This is a genomic window from Gordonia sp. NPDC003422 (assembly GCF_053588675.1).
The window spans coordinates 137740-156761 of sequence record NZ_JBSFQL010000005.1 but is presented as its reverse complement, the minus strand read 5'-3'; the positions used below and the strand labels follow the sequence as shown (position 1 = coordinate 156761).

Annotated in this window: 19 protein-coding genes; 10 read left to right on the top strand and 9 right to left on the bottom strand. The window is 65.3% G+C overall.

Annotation, left to right across the window (positions count from 1 at the left end; translation table 11 throughout):
* Positions 1–10 precede the first annotated feature (10 nt).
* On the bottom strand, positions 11–805 hold the full coding sequence (locus tag ACWDTF_RS06620; protein ID WP_449754139.1) for a VOC family protein: 795 nt from the start codon (positions 803–805) through the stop codon (positions 11–13).
* Between the two features lie 166 nt (positions 806–971).
* Between ACWDTF_RS06620 and ACWDTF_RS06615 the strand changes: the two genes are divergently transcribed.
* Together ACWDTF_RS06615 and ACWDTF_RS06610 are read left to right on the top strand one after the other, a co-directional pair.
* A complete protein-coding gene (locus ACWDTF_RS06615; protein WP_355280067.1) occupies positions 972–1565 on the top strand; it encodes a TIGR03086 family metal-binding protein in 594 nt (197 codons plus the stop codon).
* Positions 1562–2116, top strand: coding sequence for a hypothetical protein (locus ACWDTF_RS06610; protein WP_449754138.1), 555 nt, complete (start codon positions 1562–1564; stop codon positions 2114–2116). The genes ACWDTF_RS06615 and ACWDTF_RS06610 overlap by 4 nt, the downstream gene beginning before the upstream one ends.
* On the opposite strand, the gene ACWDTF_RS06605 is transcribed toward ACWDTF_RS06610, so the two are convergent.
* The 3 genes from ACWDTF_RS06605 to ACWDTF_RS06595 all read right to left on the bottom strand — a co-directional run bounded on the left by ACWDTF_RS06605 (position 2091) and on the right by ACWDTF_RS06595 (position 4296).
* Entirely contained in the window at positions 2091–2549 is a 459-nt protein-coding gene (locus ACWDTF_RS06605) for a C40 family peptidase (RefSeq protein WP_355273549.1), read from the bottom strand. The two genes, ACWDTF_RS06610 and ACWDTF_RS06605, sit on opposite strands and share 26 nt — an antisense overlap.
* Before the next feature lie 129 nt (positions 2550–2678).
* Positions 2679–3071, bottom strand: coding sequence for a hypothetical protein (locus ACWDTF_RS06600; protein WP_240861943.1), 393 nt, complete (start codon positions 3069–3071; stop codon positions 2679–2681).
* Positions 3072–3075: 4 nt separating this feature from the next.
* Entirely contained in the window at positions 3076–4296 is a 1221-nt protein-coding gene (locus ACWDTF_RS06595; protein ID WP_449754137.1) for a Rieske 2Fe-2S domain-containing protein, read from the bottom strand.
* Between the two features lie 240 nt (positions 4297–4536).
* On the opposite strand from ACWDTF_RS06595, the gene hsaA reads away from it, so the two are divergent.
* From hsaA to ACWDTF_RS06565, 6 genes are all read left to right on the top strand, one after another.
* On the top strand, positions 4537–5712 hold the full coding sequence (gene hsaA, locus ACWDTF_RS06590; protein ID WP_355273397.1) for a 3-hydroxy-9,10-secoandrosta-1,3,5(10)-triene-9,17-dione monooxygenase oxygenase subunit: 1176 nt from the start codon (positions 4537–4539) through the stop codon (positions 5710–5712).
* Between the two features lie 117 nt (positions 5713–5829).
* The gene (hsaC, locus tag ACWDTF_RS06585) at positions 5830–6744 is read left to right on the top strand and encodes an iron-dependent extradiol dioxygenase HsaC (RefSeq protein WP_240861951.1); all 915 of its coding nucleotides are present in this window, start codon (positions 5830–5832) and stop codon (positions 6742–6744) included.
* Position 6745: 1 nt separating this feature from the next.
* On the top strand, positions 6746–7330 hold the full coding sequence (gene hsaB, locus ACWDTF_RS06580) for a 3-hydroxy-9,10-secoandrosta-1,3,5(10)-triene-9,17-dione monooxygenase reductase subunit (protein ID WP_355273400.1): 585 nt from the start codon (positions 6746–6748) through the stop codon (positions 7328–7330).
* A complete protein-coding gene (locus ACWDTF_RS06575) occupies positions 7327–8520 on the top strand; it encodes a hypothetical protein (protein ID WP_355273402.1) in 1194 nt (397 codons plus the stop codon). Before hsaB ends, ACWDTF_RS06575 begins: the two co-directional genes overlap by 4 nt.
* Positions 8517–9299 carry an SDR family oxidoreductase gene (locus tag ACWDTF_RS06570; protein ID WP_240861957.1) on the top strand — a complete coding sequence of 261 codons (783 nt, stop codon included), beginning with the start codon at positions 8517–8519 and terminating at the stop codon, positions 9297–9299. The genes ACWDTF_RS06575 and ACWDTF_RS06570 overlap by 4 nt, the downstream gene beginning before the upstream one ends.
* Positions 9292–10452 (top strand): sulfotransferase family protein, encoded by a 1161-nt coding sequence (locus ACWDTF_RS06565; protein ID WP_449754136.1) that lies wholly within the window; start codon positions 9292–9294, stop codon positions 10450–10452. Before ACWDTF_RS06570 ends, ACWDTF_RS06565 begins: the two co-directional genes overlap by 8 nt.
* Positions 10453–11026: 574 nt before the next feature.
* On the opposite strand, the gene ACWDTF_RS06560 is transcribed toward ACWDTF_RS06565, so the two are convergent.
* The 5 genes from ACWDTF_RS06560 to ACWDTF_RS06540 all read right to left on the bottom strand — a co-directional run bounded on the left by ACWDTF_RS06560 (position 11027) and on the right by ACWDTF_RS06540 (position 16157).
* Positions 11027–12118 (bottom strand): acyl-CoA dehydrogenase family protein, encoded by a 1092-nt coding sequence (locus tag ACWDTF_RS06560; RefSeq protein WP_240862117.1) that lies wholly within the window; start codon positions 12116–12118, stop codon positions 11027–11029.
* On the bottom strand, positions 12115–13089 hold the full coding sequence (locus ACWDTF_RS06555; RefSeq protein ID WP_240862115.1) for an acyl-CoA dehydrogenase: 975 nt from the start codon (positions 13087–13089) through the stop codon (positions 12115–12117). The genes ACWDTF_RS06560 and ACWDTF_RS06555 overlap by 4 nt, the downstream gene beginning before the upstream one ends.
* Before the next feature lie 4 nt (positions 13090–13093).
* On the bottom strand, positions 13094–14260 hold the full coding sequence (locus tag ACWDTF_RS06550; protein WP_240862119.1) for an acyl-CoA dehydrogenase family protein: 1167 nt from the start codon (positions 14258–14260) through the stop codon (positions 13094–13096).
* Position 14261: 1 nt separating this feature from the next.
* Positions 14262–15173, bottom strand: a complete 912-nt coding sequence (locus tag ACWDTF_RS06545) for an enoyl-CoA hydratase (RefSeq protein ID WP_240862113.1) — start codon at positions 15171–15173, stop codon at positions 14262–14264.
* A 66-nt stretch (positions 15174–15239) separates the two neighbouring features.
* A complete protein-coding gene (locus ACWDTF_RS06540; RefSeq protein WP_355273412.1) occupies positions 15240–16157 on the bottom strand; it encodes an IclR family transcriptional regulator in 918 nt (305 codons plus the stop codon).
* 53 nt (positions 16158–16210) lie between these two features.
* Here ACWDTF_RS06540 and cysD point away from each other — a divergent pair, with 53 nt between their 5' ends.
* Positions 16211–17164 carry a sulfate adenylyltransferase subunit CysD gene (gene cysD / locus ACWDTF_RS06535; protein ID WP_449754135.1) on the top strand — a complete coding sequence of 318 codons (954 nt, stop codon included), beginning with the start codon at positions 16211–16213 and terminating at the stop codon, positions 17162–17164.
* Complete coding sequence (cysC, locus tag ACWDTF_RS06530; protein ID WP_449754134.1) at positions 17164–19008, top strand: adenylyl-sulfate kinase; 1845 nt, start codon at positions 17164–17166, stop codon at positions 19006–19008. Before cysD ends, cysC begins: the two co-directional genes overlap by 1 nt.
* Positions 19009–19022 lie beyond the last annotated feature (14 nt).

Sequence of the window (19022 nt, the reverse complement as noted above, 5' to 3'; positions counted from 1 at the left end):
ACCAAGGTACTCACATCCCGGCCGGTGGATGTCCCAGGCAGAACACGGCACCGAACGGGTCGGCGAGCGCCGCGAGCGTTCCGTACGGCGTCTCCTCGCCGGCCATGAGGACGCCTGCACCGAGTCCCTCGGCCTGCTTCACGGTCGCCGCCACGTCGTCGACGCAGACATACACCTGCCAGAACGACGGCACCTCGGGCGGAAAGAGCTTGACGGAGTCCATGATTCCCGAATACGAGTTCTCTCCGACGAACACCTGGCCGTAATGATCCGGTCCGATCGCGTCGGGGTCGCCGCCGGTACCGATCTCCTCGATCCGTGCCCCGATCGCCGAGCGATAGAACTCGAGCGACTTCGCGTAATCCTTGCTCTGACACTCGAACCAGTACGGGGTGCCGTGCTCGCCCCACTCGACGAATCCGGGATGGGTGTTCGGCTTCCAGAAGCCGATGACCGCGCCCGCCGTGTCGACGGCCACCATCATCGTGCCCATGTCGCCGACGTCCATCGGCGGCACCATGATGCTGCCCCCGGCCGCCTCGACGGCTTTGACCGTGGCATCCGGGTCGTCGGTATGCAGGTACACCGACCACACGTCCGACGGTCCGTTCGGGTCCATCACCGGACCCATTCCGGCGACGCGGTGTCCGTTCTTGACGAAGTTCCGGTAGCCACCGAAGTCGGGGTTGGCGTCCTCTGCTTCCCAGCCGAACAGGGCGCCGTAGAACTCGGCGGCCTTGTCGGGCTCACTGCTCATCAGGTCGAACCAGATCGGCGCGCCGAGGGGCGCGGAGTACTCGGCCATGGTGTGTCCTTTTCTCACGAATGTGGGTTGTACAAGTCGGCAGACCCCCAGCCTTGCCGAAACTCATCGTCGGAGGTGGAGGAACCCGAGCGAAAGTTGCGATGAGTTCGGTGTCCCAGTGTGGTCCACAGCTGTGACAGATACTCCGCCGGCGAAAGGACCAGGTATGAACGCCGACTACATCGAGATCGCGGCCAATCAGATGATCGACTTGGCAGCCAAGGTGACCGATGACCAACTCACCCGTGCGACGCCATGCGACGGTACGGATCTTTCCGGGCTGCTCGCGCATGTCATTGGTCTCAGTGCGGCGTTCGCGGCGGCGGGGCGCAAGGAGTTCGGACCGTTGACATCCACGCCCCCGAATCCGGGCGCCGAAACCCTGCCGGACTTCTGGTGGGCCTCGCTCACCGGCAACCTGCGTGACCTCGTCCTGAGTTGGCAGCGGCCCGACGCGTGGGAGGGTATGACACAGGCGGGAGGCTTCGAGGCGCCCGCAGAGGTTCTCGGCACGGTCGCGCTCAGCGAGCTCGTCCTCCACGGTTGGGACGTCGCGCGATCGATCGGCGTCGACTACACGATTCCCGACCCCGTCGCGTCCGCCGTGTTCGATCTTCACCATCCACCGGAACCGCAGAGCGAGCGTGACGGGATGTTCGGACCCATCGTCGAGGTGCCCGAGGATGCGCCCATTCTCGATCGACTTGTCGGACTCGCGGGGCGCCAACCGTTTTGGCCGCATGGCACGCTGGAGGAATGACTTCTCCCGGCCGAATCGACCGGTTACGCGGCCTTGTGTGGCCGATCGCCTGCGTCGCGGGCTTGCTTCTCGTCGCGCTCGCGCAGGTCAAGTGGGGTGTGTCCGACGAGGGCGTCCGACCGTCGATCACCGGATTGGGTCGCGTGTCGGTACCCGGCGCGGCGGCTGAGGACGTGGAGTACTTCTTCGACGGTCAGACCCGACGACCCGGTCTGATCGTCATCGTCGCCGGTGCGGTGGTTGCTCTTGCGGCGGCACTCGGTTGGTGGCGGGCGTCGTTGCGGTGGCCGGCGATCGTGGTCGTCGGCCTCGGTGGTGCCGTGGCGCTCGGAGTCGCGGTCGTGGCGCTGAGCGACCCGGCCGGTCATCTGTTCTCCGAACGACTCACCGAAGCGCTCGACCTGGATCTGCCGACCATGCAACCCGGTTATGGACTGATCGGCACACTGGTCGTCGGCGTTCTGGTGCTGGGTGTGGCGGTGTTCTGGGGAGTGGCGACCTGGATCGGCCGTCGCGTCGAGGGGGCTACCCGAACCGACGAATCGTCTTGATCGGCGGCATCCGGTCGAGCGGGGTGAACCCGATCGGGACACCGTTGGGTCCGTACGCGTTGAAGACCTGGCCGAACCCGGCGTAGATGCCGATGTGGCTGGCGTCGCGCCAGAACACGATCGCGTCGCCCGGCGCGAGGGCGCTCATCGGGATCGCGTGACCCACCCGGGCCTGCTGCTGACTGACGCGTGGCAGCCGGATTCCCGCGGTACCGAATGCCCATTGGACCAGGCCGGAGCAGTCCCACGAGTTCGGTCCGACGCCGCCCCACTTGTACGGCTTACCCATTTGCGTCATCGCCGCCGACAGCGCCTGCAACCCGGCCGGGGTCGATATCGGCAGGTAGATCTCCACCGAACCCGACGAGCCGGATGACCCGGTGTCGGCCGACGCGGTGGGTTCGCCCGCGGCCAGGGCGACACCGGTGGCCATGACGAGCGCAGCGCCGATCGCCGCGACACGGCAACGGAGACTCGACACGCGATCCAGGGTGACCCCTCGGTTCGGGGAAGTCTCAGGTTGCGGTTGAGATGTTATCGATGCGTGACCTTCACCTGCGGGTCACCAGTAGCCGTCGGGGTCGCTCTCGGGTGACTCGGCGGGAATGATGCCCTCGGCGACGCCGTGGTCGATGCTCGCCGACAGCCGGGGGCAGGTGGGCATCATGGCGGTGTTGCCGCCCTGCTCACGGATGCGTTCGAGTTCATTGCAGCGGGCCCGCGCATCGGCGTTCCACTGCACGCTCGTGTGGAACGAACTGGTCTTCTTGACCATGACGCACGCGTGACACGATCGGCACTCGATCTCGGTCATTCCGCCCCGCAGGTAATGCTCGCGGTCGCGGGCGGTCGCGGCATGCACGGCGGCCAGACGGTCGGGATCGCCGCCGAAATCGGGTGCCTTGGCCCAGCCGATCTGGCTGTCGGCGGTCGGACGTTCGGCGGCGCGGGTCATCGCCTCAGACCTCGGCCGTTTGGACGGAGTCGTCGGCGTCCTCGGACTTCTTCGCGGCCTCCTGCATGCGCAAGTTCTCCTGGATCTCGACACCCCAGCTCTCCAAGGCCTTCTCGGTGTCGATCTCGTACTCGAAGCGCTGGGTCATCTCGTCGGTGACGTCGGCCTTGTCGACGTAGAACTGCTCGTACCAGCGTCGCAGTTGGTAGACCGGGCCGTCTTCTTCGACGAGGAGCGGATTGTCGATGCGGGTCTTGTGCTTCCAGATCTCGACGTCCTGCAGGAATCCGACCTCGACGCCGGCGCTGATCTTCTTGGCCATCTTGGCGGCCTGCTCGTTGGTGAGACCGTCGGGGACCTTGGCCATCACCCCGTACATCAGGACGAAGGAGTTGGCGTCGATCGGGTAGTGGCAGTTGGTGAGGATGGTCTCGACCGCGAACTCGCCGTAGTACTGGATCATCGGGTTCAGCATGTAGGACGGGCCGTAGTACGCCGCGATCGACTCGAGCCGGCTGTCGCCGTAGTTGGTGCCGAGCGTGACGTCGGGGCGGCCGTGCGAATTCATGTACTGCGCAGCGGTTTCGCCCTCGAAGACGTTCTTGAAGTAGTCGGGCAGGGCGAAGTGCACGTAGTAGAAGTGCGCCATGTCGACGACGTTGTCGATGATCTCGCGGCAGTTGGAGCCCTCGATGACGATCCGGTTCCACGTCCAGGCGGTCCACTCGTCGGACCCGACCTCGTCGAGCGCCGGGATGATGCAGTCCTCGGGTGGCGCGTTGCCCTCGGGGTCGTTGTAGACGAACACCTGGCCGTTGCGGACCATCGTCGGCCACGACCGGGTCTTGGCCAGCTTGGGATTGCGTTTCGCGTAGGGAACTCCGGCGCAGCGGCCGTTGCCCTTCCATTGCCAGCCGTGGAAGGGGCAGGCGACGTTACCGTCGTCCTTGATGCTGCCCTGGGAGAGGTCGGCACCCATGTGGCGGCAGAAGGCGTCGAGGACGTTGAGCTTCACCTCGCCGTTCTCGTCCCGGGTTGCCCACACGACCAGCTTGGTGCCGAAGATCTGCACCGAGTGCGGCTTGCCGTCGTCGAACTCGTCGATCAGGCCGAGGCAATGCCAACCGCGTGCGAACCGGGAGGGCGGGGCGCCGGTGTCGATCTCGCGCACTCCCGGCTCTTCACCGCTGCGCGTGGAACCGACCGTCTCGGGTGTCGCCGACATTCGTCTCTCCTGTCACTCGACTCGCGTTGCGTGGATCCGCAGACGAACGCGGACCGCATGATGCAATACTAGAACACGTTTCAATAATGATCCGTCAATCGGGGCGAGTGGTCCAGGTCTGTCCTGGAAATGGGCATAAAGTCCCAGTACTCGACATAAATGAGAACGTGTTCTAATCTCGAGTCTGACGACGATGATGGCCGGCCACCGAGGTTGGCGACTATGGAGTAGGAGTGGACGATGCGCAGCGAAGCCGCGGAGCAGGTCCTGGAGAAGATCAACGCACTGTTGCCCGAGATCGAGCAGCGCGCGCAGCAGACCGAAGACCTGCGCCGCATCCCCGACGAGACGGTGTCGAGTCTGGAAAGCGCCGGCTTCTTCAAGCTGATGCAGCCCGAGCAGTGGGGCGGCTACCAGGTCGACCCGGTGACCTTCTACGAAGCGGTCCGTCGGATCGCGACCGCCTGCGGTTCCACCGGCTGGGTGGCCGGGATCATCGGTATCCACAACTGGCATCTCGCCCTGTTCGACCAGCAGGCCCAGGAGGACGTCTGGGGTTCGGACACCTCGGTCCGGATCTCGTCGTCGTATGCGCCCATGGGTATGGGTGAGGTCGTCGACGGCGGCTACAAGGTCAACGGCAACTGGGCGTTCTCGTCGGGCTGCGAACTCGCTGACTGGACCTTTGTCGGCGGCCCGGTGATCAAGCGCGGCAAGCCCGTCGACTTCGTCAGCTTCTTGCTGCCCCGGTCGGACTACACCATCAAGGATGTGTGGAACGTGGTGGGACTCAAGGGAACCGGCTCGAACACGCTGGAGGTCAAGGACGCATTCGTCCCGACGCACCGCGTGCTGAGCATGCGCACCATGGCCGAATACAAGAGCCCCGGCCTGGAGCGCAACACCGCACCCGTCTACCGGATGCCTTGGGGCACCATCCATCCCAGCGTGATCTCGGCACCCATCGTGGGCATGGCCTACGGTGCCTACCGGGCGCACGTCGAGCATCAGGGCAAGCGCGTGCGCGCCGCCTACGCGGGCGAGAAGTCCAAGGACGACCCGTTCGCCAAGGTGCGTATCGCCGGCGCCGCCAGTGACATCGACGCCGCGTGGCGTCAGCTGTCGGGCAATCTGGCCGCCGAGTACGAGCTGATCCGCAAGGGTGAGGAACCCCCGATGGAGATGCGCACCGCCGCCCGGCGCGACCAGGTCCGCGCAACCGCTCGGGCCATCGCGTCCATCGACAGTCTCTTCGAGAACTCCGGTGCCGGAGCGTTGAACCTCGACTCGCCGATCCAGCGGTTCTGGCGCGACGCACACGCCGGCCGGGTGCACGCCGCCAACGATCCCGAGCGCGCGTACGTGGCGTTCGGCAACAACGAGTTCGGGATTCCCATCGGCGACACCATGGTCTGACTTCTCGAGGCTCGCAAGGTCGCACCGTTACCGCTCCCTGAGGTGCGAGGAGCGCAAGCGACGAGCCTCGAAGGGCCTGGCAACACTCGACAAAAAGCAGTTCCAAGGAGTCATCACATGAGTGACAGCAGTCCGATCAGATCGCTGGGATACATGCGCATCGAGGCCACCGACATGGCCGCGTGGCGGGAGTACGGACTCAAGGTTCTCGGCATGATCGAGGGCAAGGGGTCCACCGAAGGTGCGCTGTATCTGCGCATGGACGACTTTCCCGCACGTCTGGTGATCGTGCCGTCCGACCGCGACCATCTCGGTAGCTCAGGCTGGGAATGCGCGAATGCGCAAGCGCTACAGGATGTTCGCAACCGGCTGTCGGCCGCGGGCGTTGTGTACCGCGAGGGCAAGGACGAGGAACTGGCCGATCGTCGTGTCGTGGAGATGATTGTCTTCAACGACCCGGCCGGCAACACGCTGGAGGCGTTTCACGGTGCGGCACTGGAGCATCGGCGCATCGTCAGCCCGTACGGGCACCGGTTCGTCACCGAGGAGCAGGGGCTCGGGCATGTTGTGCTCACCTGCGACGACGACAAGGCCGCACTCGAGTTCTACCGCGACGTCCTCGGCTTCAAGCTCCGCGATTCGATGCGTCTGCCCCCGCAGGTCGTCGGACGTGAAGAGGGCGAGGAGGTTCCGTGGCTGCGGTTCCTCGGCTGCAACCCGCGCCACCACTCACTCGCGTTCCTGCCGATCCCCAACGAGACCGGCATCGTGCATCTGATGGTGGAGGTGGAGAACTCCGACGACGTCGGGCTGTGCCTCGACCGCGCGCTGCGCAAGAAGGTGAAGATGTCGGCGACCCTCGGCCGCCACGTCAATGACCTGATGCTGTCCTTCTACATGAAGACCCCGGGTGGGTTCGACATCGAATTCGGTTGTGAAGGAAGAACCGTCGACGATCACGAATGGATCGCACGGGAGAGCACCGCGGTCAGCTTGTGGGGGCATGACTTCACCGTCGGGTTCAAAGGCTGACATGACACAGACCCCATACGGTTCGGCCGAGTTCGACTCTCGGCAGTTCCGGACGGCAATGGGTCAGTTCTGTACCGGCGTCACCGTGATCACCACGTTCGAGATCGGCGACGACGGTGTCGGCCGGCCGGTCGGGTTCGCGTGTCAATCGTTCGCGGCGCTGTCGCTCGACCCGCCGCTCGTGCTGTTCTGCCCGCAGAAGACCTCGCGCACCTGGAAGGTCATCGAGAAGACCGGAAAGTTCTGCGTCAACGTCCTGTCGAATCGTCAGCAGGATGTGAGCGCGACGTTCGGTGCGCCCGGCGACGACAAGTTCGCGTCGATCACCTGGGACCCGTCACCGGCCGGGTTGCCGGTGATCCGGCATGCCCTGACGTGGGTGGAATGCGACATCGAGCAGGTCACCGACGGCGGCGATCACTTCATCGTCATCGGGCGGGCGATCACGCTTGGCGACGTCCTGCAGGACAAGCCGCTGCTGTTCTACCGCGGCGGCTACCTGTCGACCGAACACCCGCGGGTCACACCCGCGCAGGCCGAACTCGAGAACTTTCTCACCTGGACCGGAGGAGACACCTGGCTATGAGCGCCACGGTCATGGCACCGACTGCGGTGGCCAAGCCCCTGACGGATGCGATCGCCGAGGCGGAAAAGCTCATCGCCTCAGCGGAATTCGTGGAGAGCGAACAAGATCTGGCGGAGGGATACGACTACCTCGCCGGCAGCATCGCGGCAATACTGCAGTTGGTTCGCTCTCGTCAGAAGACTCACCCGAACTTCATCACCTCGACGGGTCCGTCGACCAAAATGGGTCTCGACAACCCGGACACCCTCTACTACCACGCCGACGTGGAAGATTCCGGCACCTACATCGTGCGGGGACATCGGGGTGGCACAGCAGATCTGAGCTTCCAGGTGCTGCGCGGCGACTACACGCCGTCGGAGGTGCCCGGCGGCGACGACGCGTTCGACGACCGACGCATCCCCATCGACGCCGACGGCAACTTCGAGATCACCTTCGGGCCCCCAAAGGAATCCGCAACGGACGGATACTTCGTTCTCCCCGAGGGAGCATCGATGCTCTCGGTGCGCGAGGTGTACAGCGATTGGGCGGTCCGGAAGGGATCGATCTCCATCGAGCGCGTCGACACCGTGGGCACCGCACCGGAAGAACCCGACCTGGCGCGGGTGGTGCGCCGGTATGCCACGGCCGGAAAGATGCTGACCTCGCGGATCAACACCTGGTTCAACTTTCCCAAGTGGTTCTACCTCGACGAACCGGTCAACACCTTCACCCCGCCACGCCTGACGCCGGGTGGGCTGTCCACCCAGTTCTCCTCGGTGGGCCATTTCCGGCTTGCCGACGACGAGGCCATGGTGATCACGGTCCCGAAATCGGATGCGCCATACCAGGGTTTCCAACTGGGGTCGATGTGGTACATCTCGCTCGACTACGTCAATCACCAGACGAGCCTGAATTCGTCTCAGGCGCAGGTTGATCCGGACGGCATGATCCGCATGGTGGTGTCGCGCCGCGACCCCGGCATCGCCAACTGGATCGAGACGACCGGCCGGGTGACCGGAATTCTCCAGTTCCGCTGGCAGCGCGTGGCCGCACCTATCACTCCCGAGCAGGGACCGAGTGCACAGGTCGTGGACTTCGACGACGTCGCGGCGCATCTGCCCTACCTCGATTCGAACCGGATCGATGACAGCGGGTGGCGGGATCGAATCGCTGCGCGGCAACGCGCTTTTGCCGAAAGGATGCTCGGATGACCGGCGTGCTCGACGGGAAGGTTGTCGTCGTTTCCGGGGTCGGTCCCGGGTTGGGTCGGTCGATCTGTCTGCGGGCGGCTGCTGCCGGGGCGTCGGTGGTGTTGGCCGCGCGCACCGAGTCACGCCTGAAGGAGGTCGCCGCAGAAGTCGACGCTGCCGGTGGGACATCGCTGGTGGTGCCGACCGACATCACCGACGACGACGCGGTCGACGGACTTGTGCGGTCGGTGCTCGACGAGTTCGGCCGGGCGGATGTACTGGTCAACAATGCGTTCGCGCTTCCGTCGATGAAGCCGTTGGCGCGCACCGACTTCGACCAGATCACCGCAAGCCTGGACCTGACCGTTCTGGGCACTCTTCGTGTCATCAAGGCGTTCACCGACACGCTGGCCGAAGCCGACGGCGCGATCGTCAACATCAACTCGATGGTGATCCGCCATTCCGAACCCCGATATGGCAGCTACAAACTCGCGAAGTCTGCATTGCTTGCGATGTCGCAGACCTTGGCGACCGAACTGGGCGGCAAGGGGATTCGGATCAATACCGTCGCGCCCGGCTACATCTGGGACGACCAGCTGAAGTGGTACTTCGGCGAGGTGGCCAAGAAGTACGACATCACGCCCGAGCAGGTGTACGAGCAGACGGCCGCCAAATCCGATCTCAAGCGTCTACCCGAACCCGACGAGATCGCCGAGGCCGTCGTCTTCCTGGCGTCACCCATGGCCAGCGCGATCACCGGTCACACCCTCGACGTGAATTGTGGTGAGTACCATGACTAGTTCGCCGACGAGCACGGGAAGCCCGCGGACGTCGGTCGGTACCGTCGAGGATCTGCATGCGTCGGCCACCCGGGCCACCGGCCTGGACGACTTCGGCGACGACGCCTACCTGGAACCGCTTGGTGTACTGCTGGATTCGTATCGCACCGAGGCAGGCCTGACGGAGCTGGGCAGCAAGATGTTCCGGTTCTTCCTCAAGGGTGCGCTGATCGCGCGTCTGCTGAGCGAAGCGGCGTGGAAGGCGAATCCGGGTTACGCGGATGTCGAGATCCGACGCCCGATCTTCGTGACCGGCCTGCCACGCACCGGTACCACCGCGCTGCATCGACTACTCACTGCAGATCCCGGTCATCAGGGCTTGGAGATGTGGCTGGCCGAGTTCCCGCAGCCTCGGCCGCCGCGCGACACCTGGGCCGACAATCCGGTGTATCAGCAGATCGATGCCGGGCTGGCGCAGCATCACGTCGAGAATCCCGATTTCATGGGGTTGCACTACATGGATGCCGGCGAGGTCGAGGAGTGCTGGCAACTCCTGCGGCAGAGCGTCATGTCGATTTCCTACGAGTCGCTGGCGTACTTGCCGACGTACTCACAATGGCTCGCCGGGCAGGACTGGACTCCGGCGTACCTGCGCCACAAGCGGAACTTGCAGATGATCGGGTTGAATGATCCCGAGAAGCGTTGGGTTCTCAAGAATCCCAGCCACCTGTTTGCGCTCGACGCGCTGATGGCGGCGTATCCCGATGCGCTGGTGATCCAGACGCACCGCGAGCCGAAGACGATCATCGCGTCGATGTGCAGCCTGGCCGAGCACGCGACGCCGGGCTGGTCGACCACCTTTGTCTGCGACACGATCGGCAGCGCTCAACTCGAACTCTGGTCCCGTGGACTGCGTGAGTTCTCGGCGGCGCGTGGGCGATACGACTCGTCGCAGTTTCTTGACGTCGACTTCGCCGATCTGCGCAACGATCCGATGGGGACCGTCGAGCGGGTGTACGCGGCGCTCGACGCGCCGTTCACCGACGACGCGCGCAAGGCTGTCGTGGCCCTCGATGAGGAGAGCAAGACCGGGGACCGCAAACCGCAGCATCGATATCAGCTGTCTGACTACGGACTCGACGAGCAGACGGTGGCGGCTGCTTTCGCGGGCTGACCCGTCGAGTTCGGTGAATGGCCCTCCGCCGCTCCCTGATCCGAAGAGTCGGTGACTGCCTGTCGGGCTGGGGAATTGGGGGGCTTGTGCCGGCGTCGGTCCCCTGAAACTTGGGGATGAGTTTCTTCCCCTAGAGGTCTGGAGTCGTCCCTCAGCAATTTCGCGGGGAAGACACCAAAGGTAGGGGACGAATCTTCTTCCCCTAGATTCTTTCGGTCCAGACGGCACAACTACCTCGTCCACCTCCAAGGGCCGTTGCGGTAGGCCGCGGGAGTGTCGTGGCCGACGGATGGGTGGTCACCCGGTGCGCGTCGGCGTGAAGCGAACGCAGAAACCGCGTGTCCGGTCAGAAACCGTATGCGCGTATACGGGTTCCGGCCATGGCCGCGGTTTCTGACCACATGTGCGGTTTCGGTGACGGACTTCACGACGTCAACAGGGCCCGCCCTTTGTGTCGAAATCTGTACGTGGCAGCGAAGCCACGTGCAATGTGCACTTTGTCGGTGGTCTCGACATGACGCCTAGCCTGGCGGCTCGGAGTCGCTCGAGCAGCGGGGGTGGTGACTCGCCAGGATCAACCGCGCAACGCTGCCACTGCTTCTCCCACGGCGCGATGGGGCGCCCCGAACAACTGCGCACTGCCGTGTGCGCGTTTGAAATACAGCTGGATGTCGTGTTCCCAGGTGATGCCGATGCCACCGTGCAATTGGATCGCGTCCCCGGTCACGGTACGGAAGGCCTCGGAGCAGTAGACATGTGCGGCGAGGGCAAGCTCATCGCCATCCGGATCGCCGGCCACCAGAGCGGACACTGCGGCACGGGAGATCGACCGTGTGGTCTCGACCAGCACGTACATGTCGGCCATGCGGTGTTTGAGGGCCTGGAAGGAACCGATGGTGCGTCCGAATTGCTTGCGGGACTTGGTGTATTCGACGGTCAGATCCAGGGCCGCCTGCGCGCCGCCGACCTGTTCGGCCGACAGGAGGGCCCAGGCAAGCGACCGCAATCGGTGTGCGAGATCGGCGGGTGCCGGGATGGTCGTCGCCGAAACCTCGTCGAAGTGCACCGAACTCAACGGCCTGGTGGGGTCCATGGTGGGCAGCGGCGTCACCGTGACTCCGTCGGAGGTGGCGTCCACTTCGTGGAGCGTCACGCCCTCCCCGCTGGAGGCAAGCACCACCAGCGTGTCGGCGACTTCGCCGTCGATCACGAAGTGGGCTGTCCCGGTCAGCAAACCGGCATCCGCCCGCACGCTGGGCCGGTCCCAGCCTGTTTCGCCTGCCCAGCACAATGCGGCCACCCGCTCGCCGGAGGCCAGGTCGGGCAGCAGGCGTTTGGAGGTGTCGTCGTCGTCCGCGATCAGAATGGCCGCGGTGGCGAGAACGGCGGACCCGAACACGGGAACGGGACTCAGTGCGGCGCCCAGTTCTTCCAGTACCGCGGCGCTCTCGACGAAAGTCGCTCCAGCTCCGCCGAATTCCTCCGGAACGGGCAACGCGGCCACACCGATCTCGCTGCACAGGGTGCGCCACAGGTCGCGGTCGGAGCGAGGTGTCGAACCCATCGCAGCACGCACCGAGGCCGAGTCCCCACGCCGCTTGCACAGGTCACGGACCGCGGTGGCCAGGGCATCGCGCTCTTCGGCCGAAACCGCCTCGATGGTCATCGCAGCGTCTCCAGGATCGCGTTCCGATGGACAGCCGGTGTGCCCCACGAACTCAGCAATGCGCGAGTCTTGGTGATGTACAACGACAGATCATGCTCCGCGGTGTAGCCGATCGCGCCGAGGACCTGCAGCGACCGGCGTGCAGCGAGATGGGCCGCGTCGGCCGTGGCAACCTTGGCAGCCGCGATGTCGCGTCGTACGTCGGTGTCCTCGGGCACCTGACCGTCGATGCCGAGAGCCGCCGCATGCACCAGCGGACGGGCCATCTCGAGCGCGATCGCGACGTCGGCAAGGTGATGCTTGACGGCCTGGAACGATCCGATCGGCCGGCCGAATTGCTTGCGCGCCTGCGCATACTCGGCGGCAATCGCGAGCATGGCCTGTCCGAGGCCGAGGAGTTGGGCCGCGGTCGCCAGGACGCCGGCGTCGACCGCATCGGTGGCATCGACGCTCTCGGCGAGAACCTCACCGGCGGTCACTCGAGAGAGGGTCCGGGTGGGGTCGACCGACCGTAGGGTCTCCTCGATGTGTCCGATCGCCAGCACGCCGTCGGTGACCACGTACCGATCGTCCACGGCATCGGCATCGGCGGCCAGCAGTGCCAGGGGTGCGATCGCGCACGTGGCGCCGCGGCCCGCCGCCAGGGCGGTCAGACGCTCGGTGTGACCGGCATCCCGGAGTAGAACGGGAAGTACTGCAATACTTTCCGCGATTGGTCCGGGGACGCAGTGTTTGCCGAGTTGTTCGACGGCGACGACCATCTCGATCGCGCCGGCGCTCGATCCGCCGTGTGACTCGTCGATGAGGAGGCCACAGATGCCGGTGTCGGCGAGTTGAGCGTAGACCGCCGACGCGGCGCCCCGATCACCGGCCGCCCAGGCGCGGGCCGCCGCGGGCATGTCGGCCTTGGTGAGGATTGCGTCGATGGTCGACGCGAGGTCGTCGTGTATGTCCGAGAGCAGGAATTCCATCGTCTCACCGATCTCCGCGGGGCAGTCCGAGCAGCCGTTCCGCGATCACATTGCGCTGAATCTCGTTGGTGCCGGCATAGATCGGTCCGGATAGCGAGAACAGGTAGCCGTCCATCCAGGGGTCGTCGAGTTCGGCGGTCGCACCCTGCAGATCCAACGCGGTCTCGTGCGCGGCGATGTCCCACTGGGACCAGAAGACCTTGTTGATCGACGACTCCATGCCCAACTGGCCACCGGCGGCGAGGCGGCTCACCGTCTGATAGGTGGACAATTCGTAAGCGCGCGAACCGATCCAGGCGTCGGCTACGTGGGCATCGACATTCGCGGTCGTGGGGACGTCGTCGCGTGCTTCCTTCCACAGCTTCACGAGTCGGTCGGTGGTGGCCAGGAACCGGCCGGGGGAGCGTAGCGACAGGCCACGCTCGTTGGCCGCCGTGCTCATCGCCACCCGCCAGCCGTTGTCGACCGTACCGATCACGCCCGACGCGCCGGGGTCGGCCGGGTCGTCGGGGACGAAGACGTCTTCGAGGAACAGTTCCGCGAAACCCGCCTCGCCGTCGAGCTGCGCGATGGGGCGCACCGTCACCCCGGGAGCCCGCAGGTCGAACATGAAGTAGGTCAACCCTTTATGCCGTTGTGCGGCCCTGTCGGTGCGGAACAGGCCGAAGGCCCAGTCGGCGAAGCTCGACCGCGAACTCCACGTTTTCTGGCCGTTGAGCAGCCAGCCGCCGTCGGTGCGGGTGGCCGTCGACCGGAGCGACGCGAGGTCGCTGCCCGCCTCCGGCTCGCTCCACGCCTGACCCCAGATGTCGTCCGCACGGGCCATCCGCGGCATGATCCGGGCCAGCTGGTCGGGATGAGCGTGTTCGAAAAGTGTTGGTGCCAAGAGGAAGATTCCGTTCTGGCTGACGCGGCCCGGCGCACCGGACCGGTAGTACTCCTCCTCGAAGATGACCCAGTGCAGCAGCGGGACGTCGCGCCCGCCGTACTCTTCCGGCCAACTCACCACCGACATTCGGTCGGCGGCCATGGTCCGCTCCCATTCGCGGTGCGCCTCGAATCCGTCGGCGGTGTCCATCGATGGAAGGGGCTGAGCCGGAACATGTTCGGCCAGCCAGGTGCGTACCTCGTGGCGGAACTTCTCGGCCGCCGCGTCGAACAGCAGATCCATGTCAGCGGCCCGTCCCATTGGCGCTTGACGCCTTCATCGACTTGGCGTCCATGCCGCCCAGCGAATCCCCACCGTCCTCGGCGTTGGCGGCATGCGCGAAGTGGTGCCAGCCGAACACCGAATCCATCGCGTTGCGCAGCCCCATCTGGTCCTCGCAGATGTTGACCGCCTTCTTGCTGAGCATGAGGCCCTGGATCGGCATCGCCGCGATCTGCTCGGCGATGGCGTCGACCTTGGTGGCGAGTTCGTCGCGCGGCACAACGTGATTGACCATGCCCCACTCGGCGGCCTGTGCCGCGGTGAAGCGTTCGCCGGTGAACAGGATCTCTTTGGCGCGTCGGGTACCGAGCGCGTAGGCGTGCGCGAAATACTCGACGCCGGGAATGCCCATGCGGGCGACCGGGTCGGAGAAGAAGGCGTCGTCGGAGGCGACGATGAAGTCGCAGATCCAGGCGAGCATGAGTCCGCCCGCGATGCAGGCGCCGTGCACCTGCGCGATGACCGGCTTGGGCATCTCCCGCCACCTACGGCACATACCCATGTACACCTCCATCTCACGCGCGAGCCGCTGGTCGGCGCCCGATCGGTCGGTGTGGTCCCAGTACAGGGTGGCGACGTTGTCGTAGTAGGTGTCGAAGTCGCGTTCCGGTGTGCCGATGTCGTGGCCCGCCGAGAAGTGCTTGCCGTTGGCGCGAAGCACGATGACCTTGACGGCCTTGTCGTCGACCGCCCGGCGGAACGCGGAGTCCAACGAATAGGTCATCACCGAGTTCTGGGCGTTGCGGTACTCGGGCCGGTTGAGCGTCACGTACGCGACGGCACCATCGGGTCCGCCGGTCTCATAGGCCACCGGGGTGGTGTCCGGCCCGAGTTCGTCGGGGCGCAGGGCAGGGGGAATCACCGCGTCGCTCATGCCTCCGAGCGTAACCTAGCAAGTGCTTGGTTGGTAGGGTCTGGTCGGAGTCGAACGCGGCGTCGATCACAGGTGCGTGCTGACCCATTCGGCGGCCCGCACGGCCGATTCGGCGAGTTCGCGCAGTTCATACCCAGTTTTCACACCGCCGGGACAGGCGACGAGGGATGCCACGACCGTGCCGCCGGCGTCGAAGACCGGTGTGCCGAGGGTGACGACGCCGTGCTCGGTGTCGTCGGACAACTCGGTGTCGAGGTAGTCGATGTCGCCGAGTTCGCTGAGCAGATCGCCGACGCGGGAGCGCAGCGAATCCGAGACGCCGTCGAGCGAACTCAGTGCGTCGATCATTGCGATGTGGTCGGGGGTCAGGCGCTCGATGGAATAGCCGCGTTCGCGGATCTCGTCGAGCACGATGGCCAGACGGGTACGCACCGACGCCGGGGCCTGTTCGATCCATTGTGTCCGGTCGGTCGGACTCGACCACGCGATGAACTCGCGACAGATGGGTGGACGTAACCGGATTCGACGACCGGGGCGGAACCAGGAGGCGGCCGGGTCGAGGCGCGACGACCCATCGTCGGGCAGAGCGTGTTCGACGACGGAGATCGTCTCGGCGTCGATGCGCCGGGCCAAGAAGCATGGCATCCCGTGTTCGTCGGCGAAGTTCCGGACGGCCGGGCCTGCCCACTGGCCGAGGAGGTCGGTGCTCTGTGCGGTGCGGGCGAGGGCCACGAACGCGGGGCCGAGTCCGAACTCGCCGGTCCTGGGATGTCGGGTCGCCCAACCGCGATCGACCATCTCCGACGCGACGGCGTGCGCGGTCGCGCGGGATTGGCCGGTGAGGCGGACAATCTGTGCCAGCGTGAGTGTGTCGGGCGCGGATCGCACGAGTAGTTCGACGACACGCATCACGCGAGCGGTCGGAGGCGACGGCGAGCGGGGCTGTTGACCCTGCTCGGCGGGGTCGCCTACTGTGTGTGTCACATAGTCAATACTGACCGTCGAATATTCGACAGTCAAGGGAAGGGGTTGCGCCGATGGGACCCTCGGTGGGCAAGGACTCGACGTCTTCCGCGTCGCACCCGCATGGTTACGAGCTCTCCCATCTCGAGGCGCTCGAGGCCGAGTCGGTGCACATCTTTCGCGAGGTGGCCGCCACGTTTGAGCGTCCGGTGCTGCTCTTCTCCGGCGGCAAGGACTCGGTGGTGATGTTCCACCTGGCGCGCAAGGCGTTCTGGCCGGCGCCGATCCCGTTCCCGCTGATGCATGTCGACACCGGGCACAACTTCGACGAGGTGATCGAGTACCGCGACCGCGTCGTCGCCGACACCGGGGTGCGCCTCATCGTCAGTTCGGTGCAGGACGACATCGACGCCGGGCGAGTGGTCGAGGCCACCGGCCCGGGCGCCAGCCGAAACAGACTGCAGACCACCGCGTTGCTGCGGGGCATCACCGAGAACAGATTCGACGCGGTGTTCGGGGGCGCGCGCCGCGACGAGGAGAAGGCGCGGGCCAAGGAGCGGGTGTTCAGCTTTCGCGACGAGTTCGGTGCGTGGAATCCGCGCGCGCAGCGGCCCGAACTCTGGAATCTGTACAACGGCAGGCACAATCGCGGCGAACACATCCGGGTCTTCCCGCTGTCCAACTGGACCGAGCTCGACATCTGGAGCTACATCGCCGACGAATCCATCGAACTGCCACCGATTTACTACGCACATCAGCGTGAAGTGATTCCGCACGACGGCATGTTGCTGGCGAAAACCCGCTTCCTCGAACAGTTTCCGGACGAGACAAGTCACGTGGAGACGGTCCGTTTCCGCACCGTCGGCGACGCCACCTGCACCGGGTGTGTGCTCTCGACCGCCGACACCGTCGAGGCCGTCATCGCCGAGGTGGAGGCGACCCGCCTGACCGAGCGCGGTGCCACCCGCGCCGACGATCGAATCTCGGAGTCCGGCATGGAGGATCGCAAGAAGGAAGGCTACTTCTGATGCCGCCCATCACAGAGATGCTGCGGCTGGCAACCGCCGGCTCGGTCGACGACGGCAAGTCGACGCTGATCGGCCGGCTTCTGTTCGACTCCAAGTCGATTTTCACCGATCAGCTCGAGTCCATCGAACGTACGAGCGCGGAACGCGGCGACGAATACGCCAACCTCGCGCTGCTCACTGACGGTCTTCGCGCAGAGCGCGAGCAAGGCATCACCATCGATGTCGCGTATCGGTACTTCTCCACGCCCAAGCGGAAGTTCATCATCGCCGACACGCCGGGGCATGTGCAGTACACGCGCAACATGGTGACCGGTGCGTCGACCGCCGACCTCGCGATGATCCTCATCGACGCCCGCAAGGGTGTGCTCGAACAGACCAAGCGGCATGCGTTTCTCTCGTCCCTGTTGGGTATCCCGCACCTGACGGTCTGCGTCAACAAGATGGACCTGGTGGACTGGTCGCAGCAACGGTTCGACGAGATCTGCACAGAATTCGTCGATTTCGCCGCCAAGTTGAATGTGTCGGACCTGACCTTCATCCCGCTGTCGGCGCTGCGCGGCGACAACGTGGTCGAGGCGTCGGTGAACATGGGCTGGTACGAGGGCCGGCCGCTGCTGAGCCATCTGGAGAACGTGTACATCGCGTCGGACCGCAATCTCATCGATGCGCGGCTGTCGGTGCAGTATGTGATTCGCCCGCAAACCGCCGACGGCACCGACCATCGTGCCTACGCGGGGACCGTCGCCGGTGGAATCTTCTCTCGCGGAGACGAAGTCGTGGTGCTGCCGGGTGGATTCTCCACCACCATCACCGACCTCTGGGCCCCCGGCGGAGCACGGGTGGACGAGGCGTTCGCGTCCATGGCCGTGTCTGTCGAACTCGCCGACGAGATCGACATCGTCCGCGGTGACATGCTGGCCCGGCCCAACAACCGTCCCTACGTCGGCCGGGATCTAGACGCGATGGTCTGCTGGTTCGCCGACGACACCGAACTGCGTGTCGGCAACCGGTACCAGCTCATGTGCGGCACTCGTCTGACCCGTGCCCAGATCTCCGGGTTCAACTACCGGCTGGACGTGAACACGCTGCATCGGGACGAGAGCGCGGAGTCGTTGCAGCTCAACGAGATCGCTCGACTGTCGGTGCACACGCAGGAACCGGTGATGTTCGATGCCTACGGCCGCAACCGGGAGACCGGTAGCTTCATCCTGATCGACGAGGCCTCCAACAAGACGGTGGGCGCAGGCATGATCACCGCGCCGGTCCGACGCGACAGTCACGTGGTGTGGCAGTCCAGCAAGGTATCTCGCGAGCAACGGACACATCGCGGTGCGACCATCTGGCTGACCGGCCTGTCGGGGTCGGGGAAGTCGTCGCTCGCTGTCGAACTCGAGCGTCGGTTTGTCGCGGAGGGTCGGCACGCCTACCTGATGGACGGCGACAACCTGCGGCACGGCCTGAATTCGGATCTGGGCTTCTCCGACGACGATCGCCGTGAGAACATCCGTCGGACCAGCGAGGTTGCCGCGCTGTTCGCCGATTCGGGTGCGGTGGCGATCGTCTCGCTCATCTCGCCGTTCACCGACGAACGCGAACGTGCCCGGGAGATCCACGCCGAGAGGGGACTGCCGTTCTTCGAGGTCTTCGTCGACACCCCGCTCGAGGTTTGTGAGCAGCGTGATCCGAAAGGCTTGTACGCCAAGGCGCGTCGTGGTGAGATCAGCCAGTTCACCGGGATCGACTCGCCTTACGAGCGTCCCGAACACGCCGACATCGTCGTGACGCCGGACGACGGTCAGCCGACCGAGGCCGCCGACGCCGTGCTCCGTAACCTGGGGCTGTAGATCTCCACATGATG

Excerpts from the sequence above, each read along its gene's own strand:
- ACWDTF_RS06615 (WP_355280067.1), top strand. The coding sequence starts at position 972 with ATGAACGCCGACTACATCGAGATCGCGGCCAATCAGATGATCGACTTG.
- ACWDTF_RS06605 (WP_355273549.1), bottom strand. The coding sequence starts at position 2,549 with ATGGCCACCGGTGTCGCCCTGGCCGCGGGCGAACCCACCGCGTCGGCC.
- ACWDTF_RS06545 (WP_240862113.1), bottom strand. The coding sequence starts at position 15,173 with ATGAGCGACGCGGTGATTCCCCCTGCCCTGCGCCCCGACGAACTCGGG.
- ACWDTF_RS06555 (WP_240862115.1), bottom strand. The coding sequence starts at position 13,089 with ATGGAATTCCTGCTCTCGGACATACACGACGACCTCGCGTCGACCATC.
- ACWDTF_RS06565 (WP_449754136.1), top strand. The coding sequence starts at position 9,292 with ATGACTAGTTCGCCGACGAGCACGGGAAGCCCGCGGACGTCGGTCGGT.
- cysC (WP_449754134.1), top strand. The coding sequence starts at position 17,164 with ATGCCGCCCATCACAGAGATGCTGCGGCTGGCAACCGCCGGCTCGGTC.
- ACWDTF_RS06570 (WP_240861957.1), top strand. The coding sequence starts at position 8,517 with ATGACCGGCGTGCTCGACGGGAAGGTTGTCGTCGTTTCCGGGGTCGGT.
- ACWDTF_RS06550 (WP_240862119.1), bottom strand. The coding sequence starts at position 14,260 with ATGGATCTGCTGTTCGACGCGGCGGCCGAGAAGTTCCGCCACGAGGTA.
- hsaB (WP_355273400.1), top strand. The coding sequence starts at position 6,746 with ATGACACAGACCCCATACGGTTCGGCCGAGTTCGACTCTCGGCAGTTC.
- ACWDTF_RS06560 (WP_240862117.1), bottom strand. The coding sequence starts at position 12,118 with ATGACCATCGAGGCGGTTTCGGCCGAAGAGCGCGATGCCCTGGCCACC.
- hsaC (WP_240861951.1), top strand. The coding sequence starts at position 5,830 with ATGAGTGACAGCAGTCCGATCAGATCGCTGGGATACATGCGCATCGAG.
- ACWDTF_RS06600 (WP_240861943.1), bottom strand. The coding sequence starts at position 3,071 with ATGACCCGCGCCGCCGAACGTCCGACCGCCGACAGCCAGATCGGCTGG.
- ACWDTF_RS06620 (WP_449754139.1), bottom strand. The coding sequence starts at position 805 with ATGGCCGAGTACTCCGCGCCCCTCGGCGCGCCGATCTGGTTCGACCTG.
- ACWDTF_RS06610 (WP_449754138.1), top strand. The coding sequence starts at position 1,562 with ATGACTTCTCCCGGCCGAATCGACCGGTTACGCGGCCTTGTGTGGCCG.
- ACWDTF_RS06595 (WP_449754137.1), bottom strand. The coding sequence starts at position 4,296 with ATGTCGGCGACACCCGAGACGGTCGGTTCCACGCGCAGCGGTGAAGAG.
- hsaA (WP_355273397.1), top strand. The coding sequence starts at position 4,537 with ATGCGCAGCGAAGCCGCGGAGCAGGTCCTGGAGAAGATCAACGCACTG.
- ACWDTF_RS06575 (WP_355273402.1), top strand. The coding sequence starts at position 7,327 with ATGAGCGCCACGGTCATGGCACCGACTGCGGTGGCCAAGCCCCTGACG.
- cysD (WP_449754135.1), top strand. The coding sequence starts at position 16,211 with ATGGGACCCTCGGTGGGCAAGGACTCGACGTCTTCCGCGTCGCACCCG.